General features: G+C 32.9%; 20 protein-coding genes and 1 tRNA gene. 13 read left to right on the top strand and 8 right to left on the bottom strand.

All coding sequences use genetic code 11. The features are described from left to right. Positions 1–83: 83 nt before the first annotated feature. From dnaJ to hisS, 4 genes are all read right to left on the bottom strand, one after another. Entirely contained in the window at positions 84–1,196 is a 1,113-nt protein-coding gene (gene dnaJ, locus ABD859_RS16290) for a molecular chaperone DnaJ (RefSeq protein ID WP_345145652.1), read from the bottom strand. Positions 1,197–1,258: 62 nt separating this feature from the next. Continuing rightward, positions 1,259–1,837 carry a nucleotide exchange factor GrpE gene (locus tag ABD859_RS16285; RefSeq protein ID WP_306156220.1) on the bottom strand — a complete coding sequence of 193 codons (579 nt, stop codon included), beginning with the start codon at positions 1,835–1,837 and terminating at the stop codon, positions 1,259–1,261. 347 nt (positions 1,838–2,184) lie between these two features. Next, positions 2,185–2,255 (bottom strand) — tRNA-Trp (locus ABD859_RS16280). A gap of 232 nt (positions 2,256–2,487) precedes the next feature. Further along, the gene (gene hisS, locus ABD859_RS16275) at positions 2,488–3,915 is read right to left on the bottom strand and encodes a histidine--tRNA ligase (RefSeq protein ID WP_345145651.1); all 1,428 of its coding nucleotides are present in this window, start codon (positions 3,913–3,915) and stop codon (positions 2,488–2,490) included. Positions 3,916–4,155: 240 nt separating this feature from the next. On the opposite strand from hisS, the gene ABD859_RS16270 reads away from it, so the two are divergent. After that, positions 4,156–5,400 carry an ABC transporter permease gene (locus ABD859_RS16270; protein ID WP_345145650.1) on the top strand — a complete coding sequence of 415 codons (1,245 nt, stop codon included), beginning with the start codon at positions 4,156–4,158 and terminating at the stop codon, positions 5,398–5,400. A gap of 58 nt (positions 5,401–5,458) precedes the next feature. Here ABD859_RS16270 and prmC read toward each other — a convergent pair whose 3' ends face one another. Genes prmC through ABD859_RS16255 form a run of 3 tightly spaced genes read right to left on the bottom strand, consistent with a single transcriptional unit; the run spans position 5,459 to position 7,637 of the window. Then, a complete protein-coding gene (prmC, locus tag ABD859_RS16265) occupies positions 5,459–6,313 on the bottom strand; it encodes a peptide chain release factor N(5)-glutamine methyltransferase (RefSeq protein WP_345145649.1) in 855 nt (284 codons plus the stop codon). A 30-nt stretch (positions 6,314–6,343) separates the two neighbouring features. Next, a complete protein-coding gene (locus ABD859_RS16260) occupies positions 6,344–7,147 on the bottom strand; it encodes a hypothetical protein (protein ID WP_345145648.1) in 804 nt (267 codons plus the stop codon). Between the two features lie 4 nt (positions 7,148–7,151). Further along, positions 7,152–7,637 carry a GNAT family N-acetyltransferase gene (locus ABD859_RS16255; RefSeq protein ID WP_345145647.1) on the bottom strand — a complete coding sequence of 162 codons (486 nt, stop codon included), beginning with the start codon at positions 7,635–7,637 and terminating at the stop codon, positions 7,152–7,154. A gap of 127 nt (positions 7,638–7,764) precedes the next feature. Between ABD859_RS16255 and ribD the strand changes: the two genes are divergently transcribed. The 3 genes from ribD (at position 7,765) to ABD859_RS16240 (ending at position 10,159) form a co-directional block, all read left to right on the top strand. After that, on the top strand, positions 7,765–8,814 hold the full coding sequence (gene ribD / locus ABD859_RS16250) for a bifunctional diaminohydroxyphosphoribosylaminopyrimidine deaminase/5-amino-6-(5-phosphoribosylamino)uracil reductase RibD (RefSeq protein WP_345145646.1): 1,050 nt from the start codon (positions 7,765–7,767) through the stop codon (positions 8,812–8,814). Continuing rightward, entirely contained in the window at positions 8,807–9,409 is a 603-nt protein-coding gene (locus ABD859_RS16245; protein ID WP_345145645.1) for an HAD family hydrolase, read from the top strand. The genes ribD and ABD859_RS16245 overlap by 8 nt, the downstream gene beginning before the upstream one ends. A 117-nt stretch (positions 9,410–9,526) precedes the next feature. Continuing rightward, positions 9,527–10,159, top strand: a complete 633-nt coding sequence (locus ABD859_RS16240) for an IMPACT family protein (protein WP_345145644.1) — start codon at positions 9,527–9,529, stop codon at positions 10,157–10,159. 32 nt (positions 10,160–10,191) lie between these two features. Here the strand turns inward: ABD859_RS16240 and ABD859_RS16235 are convergent, their stop codons facing one another. Next, entirely contained in the window at positions 10,192–10,596 is a 405-nt protein-coding gene (locus ABD859_RS16235; RefSeq protein ID WP_073417011.1) for an acyl-CoA thioesterase, read from the bottom strand. Positions 10,597–10,783: 187 nt separating this feature from the next. Between ABD859_RS16235 and dnaA the strand changes: the two genes are divergently transcribed. The 9 genes from dnaA to ABD859_RS16190 all read left to right on the top strand — a co-directional run bounded on the left by dnaA (position 10,784) and on the right by ABD859_RS16190 (position 18,795). After that, the gene (dnaA, locus tag ABD859_RS16230) at positions 10,784–12,211 is read left to right on the top strand and encodes a chromosomal replication initiator protein DnaA (RefSeq protein ID WP_011921525.1); all 1,428 of its coding nucleotides are present in this window, start codon (positions 10,784–10,786) and stop codon (positions 12,209–12,211) included. 9 nt (positions 12,212–12,220) lie between these two features. Further along, a complete protein-coding gene (locus ABD859_RS16225; RefSeq protein ID WP_345145643.1) occupies positions 12,221–12,688 on the top strand; it encodes a low molecular weight protein-tyrosine-phosphatase in 468 nt (155 codons plus the stop codon). Between the two features lie 60 nt (positions 12,689–12,748). Then, positions 12,749–13,462 (top strand): SAM-dependent methyltransferase, encoded by a 714-nt coding sequence (locus ABD859_RS16220; RefSeq protein ID WP_345145642.1) that lies wholly within the window; start codon positions 12,749–12,751, stop codon positions 13,460–13,462. 13 nt (positions 13,463–13,475) lie between these two features. Beyond that, the gene (locus ABD859_RS16215; RefSeq protein WP_345145641.1) at positions 13,476–13,988 is read left to right on the top strand and encodes an energy transducer TonB; all 513 of its coding nucleotides are present in this window, start codon (positions 13,476–13,478) and stop codon (positions 13,986–13,988) included. Positions 13,989–14,030: 42 nt separating this feature from the next. After that, positions 14,031–15,158 carry a methionine aminotransferase gene (locus ABD859_RS16210; RefSeq protein ID WP_345145640.1) on the top strand — a complete coding sequence of 376 codons (1,128 nt, stop codon included), beginning with the start codon at positions 14,031–14,033 and terminating at the stop codon, positions 15,156–15,158. A 74-nt stretch (positions 15,159–15,232) separates the two neighbouring features. Continuing rightward, entirely contained in the window at positions 15,233–16,114 is an 882-nt protein-coding gene (locus ABD859_RS16205; protein WP_167443865.1) for an SDR family oxidoreductase, read from the top strand. Between the two features lie 251 nt (positions 16,115–16,365). Beyond that, positions 16,366–16,974, top strand: a complete 609-nt coding sequence (gene udk, locus ABD859_RS16200) for a uridine kinase (RefSeq protein WP_345145639.1) — start codon at positions 16,366–16,368, stop codon at positions 16,972–16,974. 107 nt (positions 16,975–17,081) lie between these two features. Further along, positions 17,082–17,414: an FtsB family cell division protein gene (locus ABD859_RS16195; RefSeq protein WP_253788567.1), complete on the top strand. Its 333-nt coding sequence runs from the start codon at positions 17,082–17,084 to the stop codon at positions 17,412–17,414. 16 nt (positions 17,415–17,430) lie between these two features. After that, positions 17,431–18,795: a methylmalonyl-CoA mutase subunit beta gene (locus ABD859_RS16190; protein WP_345145638.1), complete on the top strand. Its 1,365-nt coding sequence runs from the start codon at positions 17,431–17,433 to the stop codon at positions 18,793–18,795. The last annotated feature ends 26 nt before the right edge of the window (positions 18,796–18,821 follow it).

The following is an 18,821-nucleotide window of genomic DNA, read 5'->3' as shown; positions in this document are numbered from 1 at the left end:
TCTGCATTATATTAAGCAAAAAACCCATTCTATTTGTGTAGAATGGGTTTTGATTTTATATAAACATTTTAAAAAAGTTTAGATTATGAGAACATATCTTTTACTTTTTCAAAAAATGATTTCTCTGATTTTTCAGGACTTGGAACAAAATGTTCGTCGTTTAGAGCATTTTCAAAGAATTGTTTTTGTTCTTTATTTAATGTTCTTGGAGTCCAAACATTTACGTGAACCAGCAAGTCTCCGCTTCCGTAACCGTTTAAACTAGGAATTCCTTTTCCTTTTAATCTTAAGATTTTTCCAGACTGAATTCCTTCTTCAAGCTTAATACGAACTTTTCCGTTAATAGCTTCAATATCTTTAGATGCTCCTAAAACGGCTTCCGGGAAACTAATATATAAATCGAAGTGAACATTTTCGCCTTCACGTTTCAGGAATTCGTGCTCGATTTCTTCAATGGCAACAATCAAATCACCAGGAATACTGTTGCTTCCAGGTGCATCGTTTCCTTTGTTTGAAACTTTTAACTGCATTCCGTCTACAACTCCAGCAGGAATTTTGATTGATACTGTTTCATCTTCCTGAACCATTCCTTGACCATCGGCCTCAGAAGGTTTTTTATCTAAAATCTGACCAGAACCTCCACAAGAAGGACAAGTCGAAGCCGACTGCATTCTTCCTAAAATAGTGTTCGTTACACGCATTACCTGACCTTGACCATTACAAGTCGTACAAGTTTTATACGTTACACCTTTAGCCTGAACTTTACGTTTTACTTTTACTTTTTTCTCAACTCCATTTGCAATTTCTTCTAAAGTAAGTTTTACTTTGATACGAAGATTGCTTCCTTTTGCGCGACGCGGGCCTCCGCCTCCGCCTCCGAAACCGCCAAATCCGCCTCCAAAAATATCACCAAACTGGCTGAAAATGTCATCCATATTCATGCCGCCGTGACCACCGCCAAATCCGCCAGAGCCATCAAAAGCCTGATGTCCGTATTGATCGTATTTTGCTTTCTTTTGCGGATCGCTTAAAACTTCATAAGCTTCTGCCGCTAATTTGAAGTTTTCTTCTGCCTCTTTGTCGCCTGGATTTTTATCAGGATGATATTTTAAAGCACTTTTTCTGTACGCTTTTTTAATTTCGGCAGCATCAGCATTCTTTGAAATGCCAAGTATTTCGTAAAAATCTTTTTTCATAATCTAGGTTAAATTCCAAATTCTAAAATTCCAAAAATGCACTTGAAATTTTTATTTGCATTTTAGTTTCCAGTAACAACTTTAGGGTAACGAATAATTTTGTCTCCTAATTTGTATCCTTTTTCAATAACATCAACAATTTTACCTTTCAATTTATCAGAAGGTGCCGGAATTTGCGTAATAGCTTCTGCAAAATCAGCATTAAAATCGTCTCCTGCTTTTACGTCAACCTGCTCTAAACCTTTAGAAACTAATGTGCTTTTTAGTTTTTCGTGAATTAACTCCACTCCTTTTTTAAGGTTTTCGTCATCAGATTTGTTGATTTCTACAGCTGCTCTGTCAAAATCATCTAAAACCGGAAGCATTGCCAATAAAACTTCTTGGTTAGCTGTTTTAAATAATTCAAGACGCTCTTTTGAAGTTCTTTTTTTGTAATTTTCAAATTCGGCGAATAATCTCAAAAACTTATCTTTTTCTTTAGCCAAGTCTTGAGCTAATTGCTCCTCAACACTTAATTCTTCAACAATTAACTGCTCTCCATTAGCGTTAGTCTCTATCGTTGCATCATCTAATTCCTGATCGAATTCTGTATTTTCCGTAGTCATATTACTTTTATTTTTAAAAATATTTTTAAACTTCATTTTTTATTTCTTTCTATTGGATTGCAAAAGTACTGCCAAATCTTATAAAATGTCAAATTGTCACTCTATTAATTATGAGAGTTTTAAAAAGCGAAAATAGCCAATAAAATTTTATTATAATTTTAAGACTATTACGTTATAGTTTGTATTATCTTTGAGACTAATAAAAAACATAAATTATTACCACCAAAAATTGAATTTAAGGGTTGGCTTCGGCCTCTAAATAATTATTAATTCAAGTTTACCTTATATTAAAAAAAGCTTCGCCTACAGAAAGACGAAGCTTTTTTTTATGTTTTTTGTTTTTGTAATCAATAACTATTACTGTTATCTGATTTATTCTGTTGCACGGGCGGAGGGATTCGAACCCCCATCAACGGTTTTGGAGACCGCTATTCTACCCTTGAACTACGCCCGTAACTTTAAGAGGTCGCAAATTAAAAGCTTTTTTTCTTCTCTACCAAGTTATTTTATGCGGATTTAAGTCGATTTAATCCAAGTCTCTCTGTATCTTCAACTTAAAAACTCAAATTAATCTGCTCAAATCTGTAAATTTTGAAAGAAAAAAGAAAATCTACTTTAACCTATGGTAAAATTTTCATTTTTATGAAACTTGGATATCAAAAAAACTTCGCTTTTACGGCTAAACCTTAAGCCTGCAAAGCATTTTTCAACCCTGCAAAATCTACTGTGATTTGTTCTCCAGAAACCAGATTTTTTAAAGCATAAGAATTTGAAGCAATTTCCTGATCTCCAACAATTACTGCAAACGGAATTAATCGTTTATCTGCATATTGAAATTGTTTTCCCACTTTTACATTATCCGGATACAATTCGACTTTTATATTTTCTTTTCTTAATTTCTGAATAGCTTTTGATGCGTATAAAGCTTCTTTATCGCCGTAATTAATAAACAATGCTTTTGATGTTGCAGAAACAGTTTCAGGAAATAATTGTAATTCTTCTAAAACCAAATAGATTCTGTCAAGTCCAAAAGAAATACCAACCCCGCTCATGTTTTTTAAACCAAAAATACCAGTCAAATCGTCGTATCTTCCACCGCCGCCAATAGAACCCATTGAAACCGTTTTTGGCGCTGCTACTTCAAAAATAGCACCTGTGTAATAATTTAAACCACGTGCCAAAGTTACATCAAGATCTAAAATTGCTGTCGACAAACCTAAATCAGCCACATTGTCGCAAATAAACTTTAGTTCTTCTACACCTTTCATTCCTTCTTCTGATGAAGCCAGCATATTTGAAAGCTGTTGAATTTTATCTGCAAAAGTTCCTGAGAAACTAAAAAGCGGCTGTACTTTTACCAAAGCAGTTTCAGAAATTCCTTTTTCGATCATTTCTTTTTTTACACCATCTTCTCCTATTTTGTCCAGTTTATCAAGAGCAACCGTAAAATCGATTAATTTATCAGATGCACCGATAACCTCAGCAATTCCAGATAAAATTTTTCTGTTATTAATTTTGATTGTTACACCTTCTAATCCTAAAGATGTAAAAACTGTATCATATAACTGAACCAACTCAACTTCCTGCCAAAGTGATTTTGAACCAACAACATCGGCATCACACTGAAAGAATTCTCTAAAACGTCCTTTTTGCGGATTATCAGCTCTCCAAACCGGCTGAATTTGATATCTTTTAAAAGGAAATTCAATTTCGCTTTGGTGCTGTACCACATATCTCGCAAACGGAACTGTCAAATCGTAGCGTAAAGCTTTTTCAGAAATTTTTCCTGTAAACTTATTCAGCTCGATTCTTTGTTCTAAAGTTATTTTTTCGGCAGAATTAATTTGTAATTCTTCGATTGATTCAGGCAGTTCGATTTTACTTTTGTTGTAGAAAAAATTACCTGAATTTAGAATTTTAAAAATCAAACGGTCTCCTTCTTCTCCATATTTCCCCATTAAAGTATCTGAATTTTCAAACGACGGTGTTTCTATTGGCTGAAAACCAAATTTTTCGAAATTCGCTTTTATCGTTTGAATAATATATTGTCGTTTTGACACCTCGGCAGGTGAAAAATCTCTGGTTCCTTTTGGAATGCTTGGTTTTGAAGCCATCTTAATTTTTATTTTAGATTTTAGATTTCTGATTTTAGATTATTATCAATCTCTTTCAAAAACCTTTAATATTAATTTATTTTAGTTTTTTGATTGTTGGTTATTGCATTTTCGACTTTGTGACTTTCCAACTTTCAACTTAATTTAAAATCGTCTGCAAATATCTTACTTTTTAAAATAAATAATACAGCTTCGAAAACAAACTTGTAACAAAAACCGTATTTTCGTGACAAATTGGTCATGATGCTAAAATTATTTAAAGAAAATATCCGAATTGCTTTTGGTTCTATCAAAACTCAAATTCTGCGTACTATTCTTACCGTGCTTATCATTGCAATTGGAATTACAGCTTTGGTTGGAATCCTGACCGTTGTTACGGCTCTTGAAAATACCGTTTCGACCAATTTTGCATCTATGGGCGCAAATACTTTTAACATTAACCAATATGAAAATACGGTTCGAAACCGCGGTGGTAATGAACGTGAAATTATTAATCCAATTATTTCTTATCCGGAAGCTGTAGCTTTTAAAAATAAATACAAATATCCTTTTACCGAGACTTCGCTTTCTTTTACAGCAACTTCAAAAGCCGAGGTAAAATATTTAGATACTAAAACAGATCCTGAAATTACAATTCTGGGTGTCGACGAGCATTTTGTTTCTAATTCTGGTTTAGAAACGACTTTAGGCAGATCTTTTAATCAGTTTGATATTGAAAACAACACTTATTCATGCGTTGTAGGTTCTGATTTTGAAAAAGGTCTTTTAAAAGACGTTAACCCAATTGATAAAATAATTTCAATTCGCGGTGCTCGTTTTAAAGTTATCGGCGTTTTAAAAGAGAAAGGTTCTACTTTTGGAAACAGTCAGGATTTACGGGTTTTAATTCCTATTCAGGTCGCAAGATCTTTATTTACAGCTCCAAACATTAATTATACAATTAGTGTAATGGTTTCTAAAAAAGAGCTTTTAGACGAAGCTGTTGATAACGCAACAAGTACTATGCGAAGAGTTCGAAAACTAAGTCCGGTTCGTGATAATAATTTCGGAATTGGCCGAAGCGACGATTTAATCAACAGAATTTTAGGCATTACCCAATATTTAGGCTGGGCTTCCTGGATTATATCTATTATAACCATTCTGGGCTCTTCGATTGCCTTAATGAATATTATGATTGTTTCGGTTACAGAACGCACACGCGAAATTGGTGTTCGCAAAGCACTTGGCGCCACAAAAGTGACAATTTCTGTTCAGTTTTTTATTGAAACCTTATTAATTGGACAAATTGGCGGTTTGGTTGGAATTGTTTTAGGAATTCTGATTGGTTTTGCTTTCGCCGCTGCTATGAGTTTTGCTTTTGTGATTCCGTGGATGGCAATTTTTGCTGCTTTTGCAACCAGTTTTATGGTCGCCATTGTTTCCGGTTTATATCCTGCTATAAAAGCTTCACAGCTTGATCCTATTGAAGCTTTGCGTTATGAATAATTTTACAGTCTCAGTTTTTTTAATTTTTTTTACTGATACTAAATACTGAGACTGAAAACTAAATATTAACTTTTATCATTCGGTCGTTGTCATAAATATCTTTTCGAAGATCAATGTTTACAAAATCCATTTTACCTAGTAAATCGATCATCTCTTTTCCTAAATACTGATTAATTTCAAAATACAACTGTCCGTTTTCAAGGAGATTATTATGCGCCAGAGAAGCTATTTTTCGGTAAAAAATCAAAGCATCATTATCGTCTACAAAAAGAGCTAAATGCGGTTCGTAATTCAATACATTATTTTTGATTTCTTCTTTTTCTAAATTACGTATATAAGGCGGATTTGAAACAATTACATCATATTTGCATTTCAGTTCCTCTGTTTCTAAAATATTCTGAAACATAAAAGTAACCTCAACATCGTTTCTTATGGCATTTCGTTTTGCGGTTTCAATAGCTTTTTTAGAAACATCAATTGCATAAACTTCTGCATTTGGAAGATTCTTAGCTAATGAAATGGCAATACAGCCGCTTCCTGTACCAATATCCAGAATCTTTATTTTTCTCTTTTTATCAATTCCTTTATTTTCACTAATAATCCACTCAACAAGTTCTTCTGTTTCCGGCCTCGGAATCAGAACATTTTCGTTGACTTCAAAATCTAACCCGTAGAAACTGGTTTTCCCTAATAAATGCTGAATAGGAACTTCTTTTTTAAGCTGTGTTAATAATGAATCCCAAACAACAAAATCTTCTTCAGAAAAAGCTAATTCGTGATTTAAAGCCAAATCTATTTGACGTAGTTTGTGTTTATCTTCTAAAATTAAATAGAAAAAACTCTCGGCTTCGTACGCATCGTACAAAGAAGATAATTCTTTAATAAACTGAGTACGATATTGTTTGATTTTCATTTTATATCTGTGTATTAGATAATCTTTTTATCAGCAGTCGAACTGCACCGCTATTTCTGAAACTTTTTTTACTGCGTTTCCATTTTCAGCTTTTGAAGAAAGAAACAAAATTACTCTTTCTTCTTCATAATCTCTGTTTGCACCAAATATAAAATCCAGTTTTCCGTCTCCATCAATATCTCCTGCAAAAAGCAGTTCAACAAATGTGTCGTTAAACGACGCTTCTTTTAAAAGCAGCTTTTCGGTACTGCCGGCAGTTAAGTAGAGTTTATAATTTTCTACTTTCTTGTAAATTTCAGTTTTATCATCGTCTGTACTTACTTTTTCTTCAGAAAGCACTTTTCCTTCGCCGCGTAATGTATAAGTCTGGCTGTTAAAAGTAAAACTATGTTTTTCGCCAGGCCAGATTTTATTTTTATCGATTTTTAAAGACTTTATTTTTCCTGTTTTTAATTCTGGATTCTCAATAAAAATTAAAGCTTTATTTTCCGGAGAAATAGATTTTGTAGAATCTCCTACGCATTCATCATAGCCGTTTTCGATTTTAAATTTCGCTTTCCCTAAATAATATTGTCCGTTTTCTTCATACAATTCAAGCCACTTTTCATTTAGTGAAGCCGCTTCATTTACATCATTATATGTTCTGTAAGTGCGGGGCAGCAGAATAGCAAAATCTTTTTTGAATTCTTCTTCCTCTACTACAACTTCATTTTCTGCAGTTTCAACAACTGTATCTTTAACAATTACGGTATTATTTACAGCTTTAGTTTCTTTATTATCCTTGCAGGAGAATAAAATTGAAATTAAAATAATGGCAAAAATATTCTTTTTCATAGGCTTATAATTTTTTCAGCATCCAAACTGGACAAGAACAATGTCCGGTGTTTCCCATTGGCGCATCTAAATATTCAAATCCGGATTTTTTATATAATTTTTGAGCCGCATGCATAAACGGCATTGTTTCAATATAACATTTTTTAAAACCAAAACTTCTCGCATTTTCTAAACACAGTTCCATCATATTAGTTCCAATGCCTAACCCGCGAACTTCTGGCAGAAAATACATCTTTTGCAATTCGCATATTTCAGGATCTCCGTTTTCCAACGGAGCGATTCCTGCACAGCCTAAAATTTCACCTTCACTTTCGACAACAAAATAAACTGATTTTGGTTTATTATATTCTTCAAACATTAAATCTAAATAAGGATCTTCATAAGCTGTTCCTGTTTTTGGAATTTCCAATTCATCAAAAACAGATCGTATTAATTTAGCAACTGCCTGATTGTCTTCTTTTTTAATTTTTCTGATATTCCAGTTTTTCATTTTCTATTCACCTATACCCTTACAAAAATAAAAATACTTTTTTGATAGTTTCATAACAATTTGTAATGTTTCACAACAATACATGTAACATTAGACACAAAATTCAAAAATAAGTTACTTTTGCAAAGTGAAAATACATGAGAAATATATTAAACGCTGCATAGAACTTGCCAGAAACGGTTTTGGAACTACTTATCCAAACCCAATGGTAGGAAGTGTAATTGTTTATGAAGATAAGATTATTGGCGAAGGCTGGCATAAAAAAGCCGGCAGACCGCATGCCGAAGTCAATGCAGTACAATCTGTAAAAGACAAATCGCTGTTAAAAAAAGCTACTATCTATGTAAGCCTTGAACCTTGCTCGCATTTTGGAAAAACACCGCCTTGCTGTGATTTAATTATTGCAAACAAAATTCCGAATGTCGTTGTAGGAACTGTAGATCCAAATGAAAAAGTGGCCGGAAACGGAATTAAAAAACTTCTCGAAGCCGGAGTAAATGTAACTGTAGGCATTTTAGAAGATGAATGTAACGAACTCAACAAACGTTTTTTTACTTTTCACCAAAAGAAAAGACCTTATATAATATTGAAATGGGCCGAAAGCCAGGATGGATTTTTAGCACCTGAAAAAGAAATTGACCAGGAAAGAAAACCTGTTTGGATTACCAATCAATATTCGAGACAATTGGTTCACAAATGGCGAAGTGAAGAACAAGCCATTTTAACAGGAACTCAAACTGTGATTGACGATAATCCGAAACTAAACACGAGAGACTGGTCTGGAAACAATCCGGTAAGAGTGATTTTAGATCAGAATAACCGAATTTCAAAAGACAGTTTTGTGTTTGACGACAGCATAAAAACGATTATTTTAACAAAGTCTGAAAACAATATTTCGACCGAAAACACGATTTTTGAAAAAATTGATTTTGATGAAAATATAATTCAGAATATTTTATCGGTTTTATACAAACATCAAATTCAATCTGTAATTATAGAAGGCGGAAAAAAAACGCTTCAGTCTTTTATAGATCAAAACATTTGGGACGAAGCCAGAATTTTTATTGGAAAAAACGTTTTTAAAAACGGTACAAAAGCACCAGAAATTCAAAAGAAAAACGCAGTTAAAACTTTTATTCAAAACGACGAATTAATATACGTAAGAAACGATGATTGATACGATAATTTTTGACTTTGGCGATATTTTCATCAATTTAAATAAACAAGGAACTATTTCGGGATTGCAGAAATTAGGAATGACAGAATGGAATTCTGAATGTGATCGTTTGAATTTGTTGTTTGAAACAGGAGATATTTCGTATGATGATTTTTTAGACGGTTTTCAAAAACAACTTCCTAATGCCAGTCTGGAAGAAATTCTGCAAGCGTGGAATGCTGTTCTGGCTGATTTTCCGGCTTACAGACTTGAATTTCTAAAAGAGCTTTCAAAAAAATACAGATTGTTTTTATTAAGCAATACTGATTCTATTCATATTGCTACTTTTGAAAAAACAAGCGGAATTTCTTTTTATACTGATTTTTACAATTGTTTTGAAAAAGTGTATTTCTCGTTTGATATGGGATTAAGAAAACCAGATCCAAAAATCTATCAGTTCTTACTTGACAAACATAATCTGGTTCCGCAGAATACTTTGTTTGTTGATGATAAAAAGGAAAACACAGACAGTGCCGCCAATTTAGGAATTCAGGTTTGGAATCTTCAAGTTGGACAGGAAGATGTCGTAGATTTATTTTCTAAAAACTTACTATAATATATATTTAGCCACAGATTAAAAAGATTAAAAGAATTTCTTTTCTTCTACGATAAAATCTATGTAAATCTTTTTAATCTGCGGCAAAAAAATAAAACACAATCTAGAATTTTTATTTTGGAATATAACGATATATATAAAACTATTGCCGGCGAGTCTGAAGAAGTCCTTTTTAAAGAAAAAGGAAGCAAATTCTTTGGATATGCCTTTCCTATAGAAAATGAAGATGAAGTAAAACCTATAATCGACGATTTAAGAAAACTTCATCCGCATGCTGTACATTATTGCTATGCTTACCAGCTGGGCACAGCGCCCAAAATTTCTTATCGTGCTAACGACGATGGAGAGCCAAGCAACACGGCCGGAGCACCAATTTACGGTCAGATACAATCTTTCGGATTAACTAACGTTCTTATAGTTGTGGTTCGTATTTTTGGAGGTACAAAACTGGGCGTAGGCGGTTTAATCGCTGCTTACAGAACAACGGCACAAATGACATTAGAAGTTTGTGAAATTGTTGAAAAAACCATTGATGTACATTTTTTAATTTCTTTCGATTATAAAAACATGAATAAAGTAATGCGTGTTATTAAAGAAAAGAAGTTAGAAATTACGTCTCAGGAAATGGAAATAGATGAGAATTCCGGTCTTCCAATTGGCAAAATAATCACCAAAACGCGAAAAAAAAATGCCGAATCTATATTCGACATTTTTGATTTAATGTTTGAAATCGACGTTAAAATTATATAAATTAGTATAAATTTGATCCTTAATTTAACAGTTTATGTTAGGGTTTTAAATAATTCTAAAATATAATCTGGAGGCGCAGTTGGGCGGCCTGTTTTTAACGAAATAAATACTAAAATAAACACTGCAGTTGTTAATAACTCATTTGCCTCGTTATAAATTTCGCAGTCAAATTCAATCTTAACAGATGACTGACTTTTGAATGTAGTATGAATCGTTAAAAGCTCATCATAACGAGCTGATTTTTTATAATTGATCTGCATGGAAACAATAGGAAGTCCAATACCGCTTTCTTCCATGCTTTTATACGAAATCCCTTTATTTCTAAGCCATTCCACGCGTCCAATCTCAAAATAAGGTACATAATTTCCGTGATAAACGACTCCCATTTGGTCAGTTTCGGAGTAACGAACACGCACTTGCGTCTGGTGATTTTTCATTATTAATGTATTAAAAAATTTTAAATTATTCAAGCCCTCTTACAACATTTTTTTATAAAATTAGATACCAAAATATTTTTTTATACAGAAATTTGTTCACATATTTGTTATCCCGAAATAAGGAATAAAATCGCTCCTTTTTTTACAGGAGAATCTTTATTAATAATATAAAAATTTATTTGAATCTATGACTAAAACTGCTCAATCGGTATGGGAAAACTGTTTGTCTTTTATAAAGGACAATATTCAAGATCAAGCATACAAAACTTGGTTTGAACCAATCAAATCAGTTGAGCTAACCGATAACGCGTTATACATTCAAGTACCAAGTAAATTTTTCTACGAATGGCTCGAAGAGCATTACGTAAAATTACTAAAAGTTGCGCTTACCAAAGAACTGGGAAAAAACGCAAAGTTACTCTATAAAATTAAAATGGAGAACACTTATGGAAATAAACAGCCGTTTACCGAGCAGCTGCCAAGTTCCAACAGAGTGCCAATGAAACCTCAAGAGGTTGATGCTCCGTTTAAAAACCTAAATCCTGAACTTAAAAATCCGTTTGTAATTCCCGGAATTAGAAACTTAAAAATTGAGTCTCAGTTAAATCCTAATTACAGTTTTGATAACTTCCTTGAAGGAGATTCAAATCGTTTGGCGCGTTCTGCAGGTATGGCAGTTGCTAACAAACCAGGAGGAACTTCATTTAATCCGTTATTGATTTTTGGAGGAGTTGGTTTAGGAAAAACACACTTAGCACACGCTATTGGTGTTGAAGTAAAAGATAAATATCCTGAAAAAACGGTTTTATACATTTCTGCCGAAATTTTCACACAACAATATATCGATTCTGTTAAAAAGAATAATCGTAATGATTTTATTCACTTTTATCAGTTAATCGATGTTTTGATTATTGATGATGTTCAGTTTTTATCTGGAAAATCAGGAACTCAGGATGTATTTTTCCACATTTTCAACTATTTACACCAAAACGGAAAACAGGTAATTTTAACTTCTGATAAAGCTCCTGTAGACATGCAGGATATTGAGCAGCGTTTATTATCTCGTTTTAAATGGGGATTATCTGCAGAATTACACCAGCCTGATTACGAAACGCGAATCTCAATCTTAAAAAACATTCTATATCGCGATGGTGTAGATATGCCGGAAGATATTCTGGAGTATGTTGCACGTAATATTAAATCTAACGTAAGAGAATTAGAAGGTGCTATTATTTCGTTAATTGCTCAGTCTTCTTTCAACAAAAAAGAGGTTACGATTGAACTGGCAAAAAGTGTAGTTGAGAAATTTGTTAAAAACGTAAAGAGAGAAATCTCTATCGATTATATTCAGAAAATTGTTTCAGATTATTTCCAATTGGATATTGAAACACTTCAATCTAAAACCAGAAAAAGACACGTAGTTCAGGCAAGACAGCTGGCGATGTTTTTTGCAAAGAAATTTACTAAAGCATCTTTAGCAAACATTGGTTCACAAATTGGAGACCGCGATCACGCAACGGTATTACACGCTTGTAAAACTGTCGACAACCTAGTTTCTACAGACAAACAATTCAAAAAATTTGTCGAAGATATCAACAAAAAACTAACGCTGTAAACGCGAATCATGCCCGTAAAAGTTTTAATGGTTTGTTTGGGGAATATTTGCAGATCTCCTTTAGCAGAAGGAATTTTAGCATCAAAATTACCCGCAGATAAATTTATTGTTGATTCTGCCGGAACTGGTTCCTGGCATGTTGGTCATTGTCCCGACAAACGCTCTATTGATGTTGCCCGAAAAAACGGAATCAATATCAGCGCGCAAAAAGGCAGACAAATTAAACCTGCAGATTTCGACGAATTCGATTATATATATGTAATGGACGGCTCAAATTTTAGAGATGTCGTTCATTTAGCAAAAACTCCGGAACATAAAAACAAAGTAAAAATGATTCTGAATGAATTATTTCCAGACGAAAATGTTGATGTTCCAGATCCATATTACGGCGCAGTAAACGGTTTTGACAATGTTTACCAAATGCTGGATGAAGTAACTGATCTAATCGCTGATCAGCTTCTAAAAAAACACTCCTAATTCAATTCAATTGTTTCTAAAACAGAGATAATTGAATTTTTTAATTTTAAACAAATACACATGAAACTTCTAGGAAAATTATATTTAATTCCAACTACAATGGGTGAAAGCGATCCAATGGATGTTTTACCGCAAACCGTAAGAAGAACCATAGAAGTTATTGACCATTATATTGTTGAAAACGACAAAACGGCAAGAAAATCTATAAAAGCGGTTTATCCCGAGAAAAAACAATCAGAATTAGTTCTTTTTACTTTAAATAAAAGAACCGAAACAAGCGAACATTTAGACTTTATAAAACCTTTATTAGAAGGAAAAAACATGGGTTTAATGAGCGAGGCCGGCTGTCCGGGTGTTGCAGATCCCGGCGCTGTAATTGTAAAACTGGCTCATGAAAAAGGAATTCAGGTTGTGCCTTTGGTCGGCCCTTCTTCTATTCTATTGGCTATGATGGCTTCTGGAATGAACGGACAAAGCTTTACTTTTAATGGTTATTTACCAATTGATAAAGACGAGAAAAAATCTGCGATTCGTCATTTTGAGAAATTATCTTATGACAAAAACCAATCGCAGTTATTTATTGAAACGCCGTACAGAAACAATAAATTGATAGAAGATCTTTTACAGATTTTAAATCCGTCGACACATTTATGTATTGCAACAGATATTACTTTGCCAACAGAATTCATCAAAACCCTAAAAGTTTCGGATTGGAAGAAATTGAAAATTGATATTGACAAGCGTCCTACTATTTTTATTATTCATAGAATGTAAAAAAACATCATTAATGAAAAAACTATCAATTCTGATTCTTATTTTAATCTGTTTTACACAATGTATTTCCTCTCCCGACAATAAAACTAGTCTGGATAATACAGTTTCCAAAACAAAAAACTCAAAATCTGTAGTCACTCGAGATAACAATTCCAATAATCATATTGCATCGGAAAAAGAATCTATTGATTCTCAAAAAATCTATGCTATTGATTCCGTACAAGTAAAACCAGAATTCGAAGGAGGAATAGAACGGTTTCAGAAATACATTCGATATAATTATAAATATTACGAAGAAGAAATTCCAGTAAAAGGAGTAGTAGAAGTAAATTTCATAGTAGAAAAAGACGGTAAATTGAGTACAATAAATGTAGTTAAGGACATTGGTTTTGGCACAGGAGACGAAGCTATTCGTGTATTAAAAAAAGCTCCTAAATGGATTCCCGGAACCCATAATAACAAACTTGTTAGAGTACTTTTTCACTTATCAATACCGATGGACAATTCATATAATCATTTCGATTAAAGTTTTACTTCTTCTAGCAACTTTTCAAAATCAAACTTTATCATGAGTAAACTCCCTAACGTAACCACAAGCATTTTCACGGTCATGTCAAAAATGGCATCCGAATATAATGCGATAAATCTTTCGCAGGGATTTCCAAATTTTCCTGTTGATGAAAGACTTACAGATATCGTAGCACAATTAGCAAAAGAAAATGTTCACCAATATACGCCAATGGCAGGTTATCCTCCGTTGATGAACAAAATTGCGAAGTTAACTCTGAGTTCTTACAACAGAACAATAAATCCAGAGACAGAACTCTTGGTGACTGCCGGCGCAACGCAGGGAATTTTTACTACGATTTTGGCTTTAGTAAAAGATAATGATGAAGTAATTATTCTCGATCCGAGTTATGATTCTTATGAATCTCCCGTTTTACTTTGTAAAGCAAAACCTGTTCGAGTTGCCTTAAACGACGATTATACACCAAATTGGGAACGAATTGAAAAAGCATGTTCTGCCAAAACCAGAATGATGATCATCAATAATCCGCATAATCCGACGGGAAAAATTTTAACTGAAAATGATTTTATTAAGTTAAAAAATCTTCTTGAAAAATATCCCGACATCATCATTTTGTCCGATGAAGTTTACGAATATATTACTTTTGAAGAAAAACATATTTCGGCACATACCAAAGATTTTCTTTTAGACCGTTGCGTAATGGTTTCTTCTTTTGGAAAATCATTTCATATCACAGGTTGGAAAATTGGCTACACAATCGCACCCGAGCATTTAATGAAAGAAATTAAAAAAGTGCATCAGTTTTTGGTTTTCAGTGTAAACAGTATTTCTCAGTTTGCCATCAACGAATATCTTGATGTTGTTGATGTCAATTTACTTGGAAAATTCTATCAGGAAAAACGAGATTATTTTCAAAAACTGCTTCAAAACAGCCGTTTCGAATTAAAACCATGTGAAGGAACTTATTTTCAAGTGGCTTCTTATGCTAATATTTCAAACGAAGACGATGTGACTTTCTGCAAAAATTTAATTATAGATCATGGCGTTGCGGCAATTCCAATCTCTACTTTTTATTCAGATCACAAAGACCAGAAATTAATTCGTTTTTGCTTTGCAAAGGATAATTTCACACTAGAATCCGCTGCAAAAAAACTAAGCCAAATATAAAGTTTATTAAAATTTTATAACAATGTTATGCGTGCATCCTATTATTTTAACTAATATTGTAAAAAAAGAAAAGTATGAGTTACACAGATAAAATGTTACGAGACGACGCTTTAAAAGGAAAAGTTATTGTAGTTACTGGCGGCGGAAGCGGTTTAGGCAAAGCAATGACTAAATATTTTTTAGAATTAGGCGCTCAGGTTGCTATTACTTCAAGAGATTTAGAAAAGCTGAAAACTACGGCCTCTGAACTCGAAAATGAAACTGGTGGAAAATGTTTACCGCTTCAATGTGATGTTCGTCATTACGAAGAAGTAGAAAACATGCTGCAGGAAACTTTAAAAGTTTTTGGCAAAGTAGATGTTCTTTTAAATAACGCGGCAGGAAATTTTATTTCGCCAACCGAACGTTTGTCTGCAAATGCATTTGATACTGTGATCGATATTGTACTTAAAGGTTCTAAAAACTGTACGCTGGCTTTTGGAAAACATTGGATTGACACAAAACAAACATCGGCAACGATTTTAAATATTGTAACAACTTATGCATGGACAGGATCTGCTTATGTAGTACCAAGTGCAACAGCAAAAGCAGGAGTTTTAGCCATGACAAGAAGTTTAGCTGTAGAATGGGCAAAATACGGAATCCGTTCTAATGCAATTGCTCCGGGACCATTCCCAACAAAAGGTGCATGGGACAGATTATTGCCAGGAGATCTTTCTGAAAAGTTTGATATGGCAAAAAAAGTGCCATTAAAACGAGTTGGAGATCATCAGGAATTAGCCAATTTAGCGGCTTATTTAGTTTCTGATTTCTCTGCATATGTAAACGGAGACGTTATAACAATTGACGGTGGTGAATGGCTGAAAGGTGCAGGACAATTCAATTTATTAGAAGCTATTCCGGAAGAATTATGGGATCAGCTTGAAATGATGATTAAAGCAAAAAAGAATAAATAATTACAAGTGCTTACTAAATTCAGAATATTTTTTAAAACTATACTGATTGCACGAAATCCCGAAGGTTTACTTTCGGGATTTTTTTTGAATTTTCACCATATAAGTGATATAAGTTCAATGAAGTAAAAAAATATTTAAACATTTTATTGCTTAATTTTACTTCTGTTACTTATATGGTTTAAAACAAATAATATGTTTAGCAAATCAGTTAAATTATTATTTTTGCCCAACAAATATATAATATCAAATTTATGCTCATTATTGGAATTGCAGGAGGAACAGGAAGCGGAAAAACAACAGTTGTACACCAAATCATGAATGAATTACCAGACACAGAAGTTGGCGTAATTTCTCAGGATTCATATTATAAAGAAAACCATAACTTGTCTTTTGACGAGAGAGCATTAATCAATTTTGACCATCCGCGTGCGATCGATTTTGAATTACTGGTAAGACATCTAAAAGCATTAAAAGCTGGGAAAACTATCGACCAGCCGGTTTATTCGTTCATTCAGCATAACAGAACCGATGATACGATTTCTACACATCCAAGAAAAGTTATGATTGTGGAAGGAATTTTAATTTTAACAAATCCTGAATTAAGAGAGCTTTTTGACATTAAAGTATATGTTCACGCTGATTCTGACGAAAGATTAATTCGTCGTTTAAAAAGAGATATTTCAGAACGCGGACGTGATATTGACGAGGTTTTAAACCGTTACCAGACTACCTTAAAACCTATGCATGAGCAATTTATCGAGCCAACTAAAGCTTTTGCCGACATTATTATTCCAAATGACAAATACAATACGGTAGCTATAGACGTTGTCCGGGCTGTAATTAATCAGAGAATTTTATAATTTTTGTCGTAAATTTAAACCATAAAAATACAAGCTTCCCGATAATTTTCGGGATTGCTTTCTATAATGTCTAAAAAACCAATCATATACAAAAGAAACAATCTTATATGAAATTCAAGAATCCGTACAAAGACAAAAAATGGTTTAAACTCCTGGGCAATAAATATGTCTGGGTACTTTTGTTTTTTGTTATCTGGATGTTATTTTTAGACAATTACTCCTATTTTGATCATCGTTTTTTAGACGGACAGATTAATGAACTGAAAGACAATAAAAAATACTATCAGGACGAAATAAAAAAAGATCAGGAACAGATCAAACAACTTAAAAATCCTGAACAGATAGAAAAATATGCTCGCGAAAAGTATTTTATGAAAAAAGACAGCGAAGATATTTACATCATTCATTTTGAAGGAGACACTATTCAAGAAAAAGAATAATTCAGAAAAAAACCAAATGGCTGCAAACCTATTCGAAGATTTTAACCCGATTTCATCCAAACAATGGAAACAAAAAATTCAGTTTGAATTAGATGGAGCCGATTATAACCAAACCGTAATTTGGAATTCTCCTGAAGATATTCAGGTAAAACCTTTTTATCACAGTGATGAATTTACCAAAAGTGCATTTGTAAAAACTCAGGCTTCAGAATTTAAAATCTGTCAAAACATTTTTGTTCATGACATCGATAAATCGATAAAAAGAGCAATCAATACAATTGAAAGAGGTGCAGAAAGTTTACGTTTTACAATACAAAACGAAAATATCGATGTACAGAAATTATTAGAAAATCTTCCTTTAGAAAACAGATCTGTTTATTTTCATTTGAGTTTTCTCTCAATCGATTTCGTAAAAAAACTGGACGCAATATCTATTCAAAAAAAGGCGATTTTTTACTGTAATTTAGATCCAATTGGTCATATTGCCAGAGAAGGAAACTGGTTTACAACATCAGACAAAAATAATTTTGAAACACTTGAAAAAATTTCAAAACAAGTTGCCAATCTTTCTCTATTAAGTATTGATTCTGGTTTATATCAAAATTCAGGAGCCAATATTACCCAGCAAATTGCTTACAGTTTAGCGCATGTTAATGAATACTTAAATCGTTTTCCTGATTATAGAAAACCTTTCGTTTTTGAAATATCTGTGGGAACAAATTACTTTTTTGAAATTGCCAAATTACGTGCTTTACGAATGCTTTTCAAATTAATTGCAACCGAGTATAATCCTGACTTAGACTGTCATTTTCTGGTTACACCAACTAAACGCAATAAAACGATTTACGATTACAATGTTAATATACTTCGCACCACAACCGAATGTATGTCGGCTGTTTTAGGCGGAGCGAATGCCGTTGCTAATTTACCGTATGATTCATTATATCATAAAGACAACGAATTTGGTGACCGAATTGCCCGAAATCAGCTTTTAATTTTAAAACATGAAAGCTATTTTGACAAAGTCGACAATCCTGCCGATGGAAGTTATTATATTGAAAGTTTAACTATTCAATTAGCCGAAAAAAGTTTAGCATTATTCAAAGATATTGAAGCTAACGGAGGTTTTCTTAAACTCTTGAATGACGGAACAATTAAAAAGAAAATTCAGGAAAGTGCTAATAAGGAACAGGAATTATTCGATTCTAAAAAAGAAATTCTTTTGGGAACCAATAAATATCCTAATAAGGAAGACAAAATGAAACATGATTTAGAATTGTTTCCTTTTGTAAAAATCAAACCAAGAAAAACATTAATTACGCCCATTATAGAAAAAAGATTAGCCGAAAAACTGGAACAAGAAAGACTGGAACAAGAATAATTTTCAACGTAATTAATATTCAAATA

The sequence above is a fragment of the Flavobacterium ginsengiterrae genome, assembly GCF_039539785.1.
Taxonomy (GTDB): Bacteria; Bacteroidota; Bacteroidia; order Flavobacteriales; family Flavobacteriaceae; genus Flavobacterium; species Flavobacterium ginsengiterrae.
Note: the sequence above shows the minus strand (reverse complement) of the source record. Positions and strands in the feature narration are given on the sequence as shown.

What these genes read in the sequence shown, in the direction of transcription:
- dnaJ (WP_345145652.1), bottom strand. Translation starts at nt 1,196, where the DNA reads ATGAAAAAAGATTTTTACGAAATACTTGGCATTTCAAAGAATGCTGAT.
- ABD859_RS16285 (WP_306156220.1), bottom strand. Translation starts at nt 1,837, where the DNA reads ATGAAGTTTAAAAATATTTTTAAAAATAAAAGTAATATGACTACGGAA.
- hisS (WP_345145651.1), bottom strand. Translation starts at nt 3,915, where the DNA reads ATGGCTTCAAAACCAAGCATTCCAAAAGGAACCAGAGATTTTTCACCT.
- ABD859_RS16270 (WP_345145650.1), top strand. Translation starts at nt 4,156, where the DNA reads ATGATGCTAAAATTATTTAAAGAAAATATCCGAATTGCTTTTGGTTCT.
- prmC (WP_345145649.1), bottom strand. Translation starts at nt 6,313, where the DNA reads ATGAAAATCAAACAATATCGTACTCAGTTTATTAAAGAATTATCTTCT.
- ABD859_RS16260 (WP_345145648.1), bottom strand. Translation starts at nt 7,147, where the DNA reads ATGAAAAAGAATATTTTTGCCATTATTTTAATTTCAATTTTATTCTCC.
- ABD859_RS16255 (WP_345145647.1), bottom strand. Translation starts at nt 7,637, where the DNA reads ATGAAAAACTGGAATATCAGAAAAATTAAAAAAGAAGACAATCAGGCA.
- ABD859_RS16245 (WP_345145645.1), top strand. Translation starts at nt 8,807, where the DNA reads ATGATTGATACGATAATTTTTGACTTTGGCGATATTTTCATCAATTTA.
- ABD859_RS16235 (WP_073417011.1), bottom strand. Translation starts at nt 10,596, where the DNA reads ATGAAAAATCACCAGACGCAAGTGCGTGTTCGTTACTCCGAAACTGAC.
- dnaA (WP_011921525.1), top strand. Translation starts at nt 10,784, where the DNA reads ATGACTAAAACTGCTCAATCGGTATGGGAAAACTGTTTGTCTTTTATA.
- ABD859_RS16225 (WP_345145643.1), top strand. Translation starts at nt 12,221, where the DNA reads ATGCCCGTAAAAGTTTTAATGGTTTGTTTGGGGAATATTTGCAGATCT.
- ABD859_RS16220 (WP_345145642.1), top strand. Translation starts at nt 12,749, where the DNA reads ATGAAACTTCTAGGAAAATTATATTTAATTCCAACTACAATGGGTGAA.
- ABD859_RS16215 (WP_345145641.1), top strand. Translation starts at nt 13,476, where the DNA reads ATGAAAAAACTATCAATTCTGATTCTTATTTTAATCTGTTTTACACAA.
- ABD859_RS16210 (WP_345145640.1), top strand. Translation starts at nt 14,031, where the DNA reads ATGAGTAAACTCCCTAACGTAACCACAAGCATTTTCACGGTCATGTCA.
- ABD859_RS16205 (WP_167443865.1), top strand. Translation starts at nt 15,233, where the DNA reads ATGAGTTACACAGATAAAATGTTACGAGACGACGCTTTAAAAGGAAAA.
- udk (WP_345145639.1), top strand. Translation starts at nt 16,366, where the DNA reads ATGCTCATTATTGGAATTGCAGGAGGAACAGGAAGCGGAAAAACAACA.
- ABD859_RS16195 (WP_253788567.1), top strand. Translation starts at nt 17,082, where the DNA reads ATGAAATTCAAGAATCCGTACAAAGACAAAAAATGGTTTAAACTCCTG.
- ABD859_RS16190 (WP_345145638.1), top strand. Translation starts at nt 17,431, where the DNA reads ATGGCTGCAAACCTATTCGAAGATTTTAACCCGATTTCATCCAAACAA.